3 protein-coding genes are annotated in these 4,426 nt (G+C 72.0%); 2 read left to right on the forward strand and 1 reads right to left on the reverse strand.

Translation table 11 applies throughout. The features are described from left to right. Nucleotides 1-1,473: hypothetical protein (locus C1A33_RS35880; protein WP_243407781.1), on the reverse strand; the 1,473-nt coding region annotated here is incomplete at its 3' end. Between the two features lie 1,158 nt (nt 1,474-2,631). On the opposite strand from C1A33_RS35880, the gene C1A33_RS21055 reads away from it, so the two are divergent. Together C1A33_RS21055 and C1A33_RS21060 are read left to right on the forward strand one after the other, a co-directional pair. Then, nucleotides 2,632-3,114 carry a MarR family winged helix-turn-helix transcriptional regulator gene (locus tag C1A33_RS21055; RefSeq protein WP_207770412.1) on the forward strand — a complete coding sequence of 161 codons (483 nt, stop codon included), beginning with the start codon at nt 2,632-2,634 and terminating at the stop codon, nt 3,112-3,114. Nucleotides 3,115-3,336: 222 nt separating this feature from the next. After that, nucleotides 3,337-4,251, forward strand: a complete 915-nt coding sequence (locus C1A33_RS21060) for an LLM class flavin-dependent oxidoreductase (RefSeq protein ID WP_101833141.1) — start codon at nt 3,337-3,339, stop codon at nt 4,249-4,251. Nucleotides 4,252-4,426: the final 175 nt, after the last annotated feature.

The raw sequence follows: 4,426 nt of genomic DNA on the forward strand, positions 1-4,426 counted from the left end.
GTCCGCCCCCGGCCCCACCTCCGCCTCCGCCTCCGGGGTCGCGTCCACCGCGACGTTCGAGACTCCGGTTCCGTCCGCCTGACGTGGTGATCGTCGAGCTCGCAGCGCGCGGACGGCCGCGATCACGGCGGCGGTGAGCCCGGCGAGCAGCCCGAGGCCGACCATGGGCATCAGCGGATAGGACACCCGGGACCACTCGGCGAGCAGCCCGGACGGCCCGCGCACGGCGGTGGCCACGAAATAGCCGTCGTCGGCATGAGGATCGCTCGGTGGCAGCGCGTTCGACCGGTCGGTGGGCAGCTCCCAGGTGTCCGCCCGGGACGTTTTCGCCGTCTCATAGGGCACGGGCGAGAAATAGCCGGCGAGATACCGGGCAGACGAGGTGACGAGCATCCACGGCTGCTGCCGCACCACCTCGTGCGCGAACCGTCCGGCGAGCTCCTCACGACCAGGCGGGATATGCCGATGCCCCTGCCGCAACGGCGAGTCCGCGGGCCAGAGGTAGCGCACCGGCGCGCCCCGCTGACCGACCGGCCGCGGGTCACACAGCGACCGAAGACCGGCCGCGGTGACATCCGCGCAGTCCGCGAACGGCGCGACCCGTCCGTACAGAAAGAATCCCGAATGCGCCGACACGGCGAAGCCTTCGCCCGCGGCGGCGCTCCATCCCGCGTACGCCCCGACAGGCATCGCCGCGCCCACCACGAACGCCATCACCGGCGCCACGCGCCGAACGCGCACCCGCCGCACGCGCACCCGCCGCCACGCCCTCTGCCGCATACCTGTCCGCGATACACCTGTCCGCGGAACATCTACCCGCGGCATGTCCGCCCCCGTGACAGTCGGCGCCGGAAGGTCAGCCCCCGAGAGGTTTCGCCCCGAGATATCTGCCCGCCACGGGCGCGGCGAGCGGCGAGCGGCGTCGACGATCAGGGTGACCAGCGCGACCGCGAGTGGCCCATACCCGACGGTCCGGACGCACAACGCCGCCCCCAGCAGCAGGCCGGCCAGCGCCGCCGCCCGCGGCCCCGCGCGGTTCGGCCAGGCCAGGAGGGCTACCCCGGCCGTTGTGAGCACCCCGAACAGCGAGTCGGCCAGCACGAACTGACCCAGGTCCAGTATCCAGGGGGCGAGCAGCGCAGGCGTGGCGGCGAGCGCGGCGAGCCACGGTCGGCGCACAGCCCGCACCGCCACCGCGTAAAGCCCGCCGGCGACGACCAGGGTGAGCACATGCTGAACGATCACGACCCGGGTGATGTGCTCCGGCCCGTCCAGCAACCGCAGGAAGATCGGGTAACCGGACGGCCGCCAGTCTCCCGGCCACAGGCCACGCCATGCCTGATCGAGGTAGGCCCCGGAATCCCCGAGATACATCAGCGCCGGCGGATACGCGACCAGCACCAGGATCCGCCCCACCGCTCCCAGCAGCGCCAGCACACCGAAGACCGCATGCCGCCGCACGAGCCGTCGCATCCGCCTGGCTGGCCGCGCCGAGCCGGAGTCGGGCGCCGGCGTGATGGTGACCTCGGGACGGTCGGCGATCGCCACCGGCTGGCCGGTGCGCTCGCGACGCACGGCGCTGCCCTCATCTCCGGGAGAACCTCCGCCACCGTGCATCGCTCGCCAGTGTCGCAGGCACCCCTCCTGCCACCCTCCGGGGGGCCACCGGCATCGGCCACGTGATCTTCAGGGTCCGCCGGGGTGGTTCGGCGGCGTCCCCGCGGCGGCGGCGGACGCCACCGTACGCACATCGCATTCCGCTTTCCGCGATCTGACAAGTACCCGTACTTCTTCATGGTGGCCGTTCTTGACAGCCTCGGAAGTCCCGGCGAACCTTGGAGAAGGATCCGCACCATGACGATTCTCAGCGAGATCCCGTTTTCGCACGCCAGCCGCGGCTTCGCCTGCCAAAGAAATGGACTTGGCGCGCCTTATAGCAGGGAAGGGGATCGCCGACCACCCGCTCCCGTCGGCCTGGAGCAGGGCGCGAGCACTTTCGCCGACCTCGCCGACACAGAATCGGCGGGCCACGGACCGAGTGTCGCTTCCGAGGGCCCGGTCTCTGGTCGGCACGTTCAGGGGCATGCGCGCGCGGACGGCATCGATCGACCCGACCAGCCCCAGCAGGGAGACCCATGACGCTGGCACCGTTCCTCACCGTGCCCGGCATCCGCCCCGCCGGCGTCGCCGCCGTCCTCGTCGGCCACTGGCATCTGTCCTCCAGGCGAGGGCACCACTGCGCTCGATACCGTCATCCGACGACTGAGCGCGCCCACGTCGCCGGCCGGAATTCTCTCCGCGACGGCTTTTCTGGACACGGCTGGCACCACCGCACTCGTCTATGCCGGATGCCCGGACACCACGACGCTGGGGGCGGTGCGGAGCGTGTTGACGGAGGCGACGCCGATGGCCGCCGGTCACCCCCCTGAACGCAGTGCTGAACGGCTTACCCCGCCACGGGGAGGACCGCTGAGCTCAACCCTGCGATCTACATAATCCCAGGTTTCCCCATGAACTGTTGTCAACATGAACTATAGACAGGCGTCGCATCAACCGCACCCGTTGACCGGCCTCATCCGAGGTGGGTCTCCGTCGCGGGAGCCGGGCGCGGCTCGGCGATACGCTGACCAGGTGGGCGAGCAGGGCGACGGCGCATTGGGGGTCGTCGCCGGGCTGGTGCGGTCGGCCTTTCTCGTCAACGCGGTCTACGCCGAGTCCGCCCGGGAGCACGGGCTCACCGCGCAGCAGGGTCAACTACTGTGCGTGCTGATGGCTCGGCCCTATGGCATGAGCGAACTGGGCGGCGTACTGGGGCTGGCCAAGTCGAGCGTGACGGGCCTGGTTGACCGCTGCGAGCGCATCAACCTGGTCTGGCGCGGCCCCTCCGCGGAGGACTCGCGCGCGGTGCGGGTGTATCTCACCGTGCGGGGCGAGCGGCTCGCGGCGACGTTCTACGCGGAGACGTGCCGGCGCATCGAGCGCCTGTCCGCCGGCCTCGGCGACGCCGACCGGCGGCTTCTCGCCGACCTGCTCGGCCGGATCGTCCTGGACAACCAGGTACCGGCGGTATTCCTGGAGCTGGACGACGAGGCCACCCGGGGCCGCGCCCGCTGAGCCGGGCCGGGCCGGGCCGGGCCGGGCCGGGCCGGGCCGGGCCGGGCCGGGCCGGCGGCGCCGGGCACGACCTTGCGGTTCGTACCACGAACCATTATAGTTCGTGGAACGAACTCTGAGCTGGCGGCGTCGATCCCGCTCCCCGCCGGTATCCCGATGGATACTTCTGCCCCATCGCCAGCGTCGGCATCATCAGACGACCCGTGGGAGAGAAACCAACACATGGCTGTACAGGATGTTGTCTTTGGTTTCGGCGCGCTCACCGATATCGGCAGCACGGCCGAACTCCTGCGCACCACCCAGCAGGCGGACCGCGACGGGCTGGACATCTTTTCGTTCTCGGATCACCCCTATGTCGGCGACCGAGTGGACGCCTATGCAGCCATCGGGTTCGTGCTCGGTGGCACCCGGCAGATCGCGGGGCTCGCGAACGTCACCAACATTCCGTCCCGGCCCGCCGCCCTGCTGGCCCGATCCGTGACGTCGCTGTCGGCCCTGTCCGGCGGCCGCGTCGTGCTTGGCGCCGGCGCCGGCGGGCTGTGGGATCGCATCTCGGACCTGGGGGTGGCGCGGCTGACTCCCGCGGAGGCGGTGGAGGCCTTCGAGGAGGCCATCGTCGTGGTGCGCGCGCTGTCCGGCGGCGGTCCGCCGGTGACCCACGAGGGCCGGCACTACCGGGTGCGCCAGATCGAGCCGGCGCCGGTCCCCGCGCCCCCGGTGTGGACGGGCTCGGTCGGCCCCCGGTCGCTGGCGGCGACCGGTCGGGTCGCCGACGGCTGGATTCCCGGCCACGCGTCGGACTGGCTCAGCGATCGATTCCGGCAGTCGCGACCGGTCATCGATGCCGCCGCGATCGCCGCCGGCCGCGACCCGGCCGCGATCAGAACCGTCTACAACCTGCCCGGACGCATCACCGACCAGCCGCTGCGCGCCACCCGGGACGATGCGGGCCGCTGGGCAGGCGGATCGCCCGACCAGTGGATCGAGGAGCTGACCGGCGCCGTGCTGGAGCACGGCGCGACCGGCTTCATCCTGTTCGCCCCCACCGGCGGCGCGCCGGACGCCACGTCCATCGCCCGTTGGGCCCAGGAGATCGCTCCCGCGGTCCGCGAGGCGACCGCCAAGAACAGGGGCTGACGACTGAGCACGGGCTGTCCGGGGTTGATGATCCCTCAGCCGCGCAGAGCGGCGCCGCCGGCGGCGAAGGCCGCGTGCAGCGCGTCCTCCCAGGCGCGCGGCAGGGGCAGGCCGGCGTCGGCCCTGCCGGGCGCCGCGATGGCGCGCACGCACAGCGCGCTCGCCGCGCTGTACA

The organism is Frankia canadensis, assembly GCF_900197875.1.
Lineage (GTDB): Bacteria > Actinomycetota > Actinomycetes > Frankiales > Frankiaceae > Frankia > Frankia canadensis.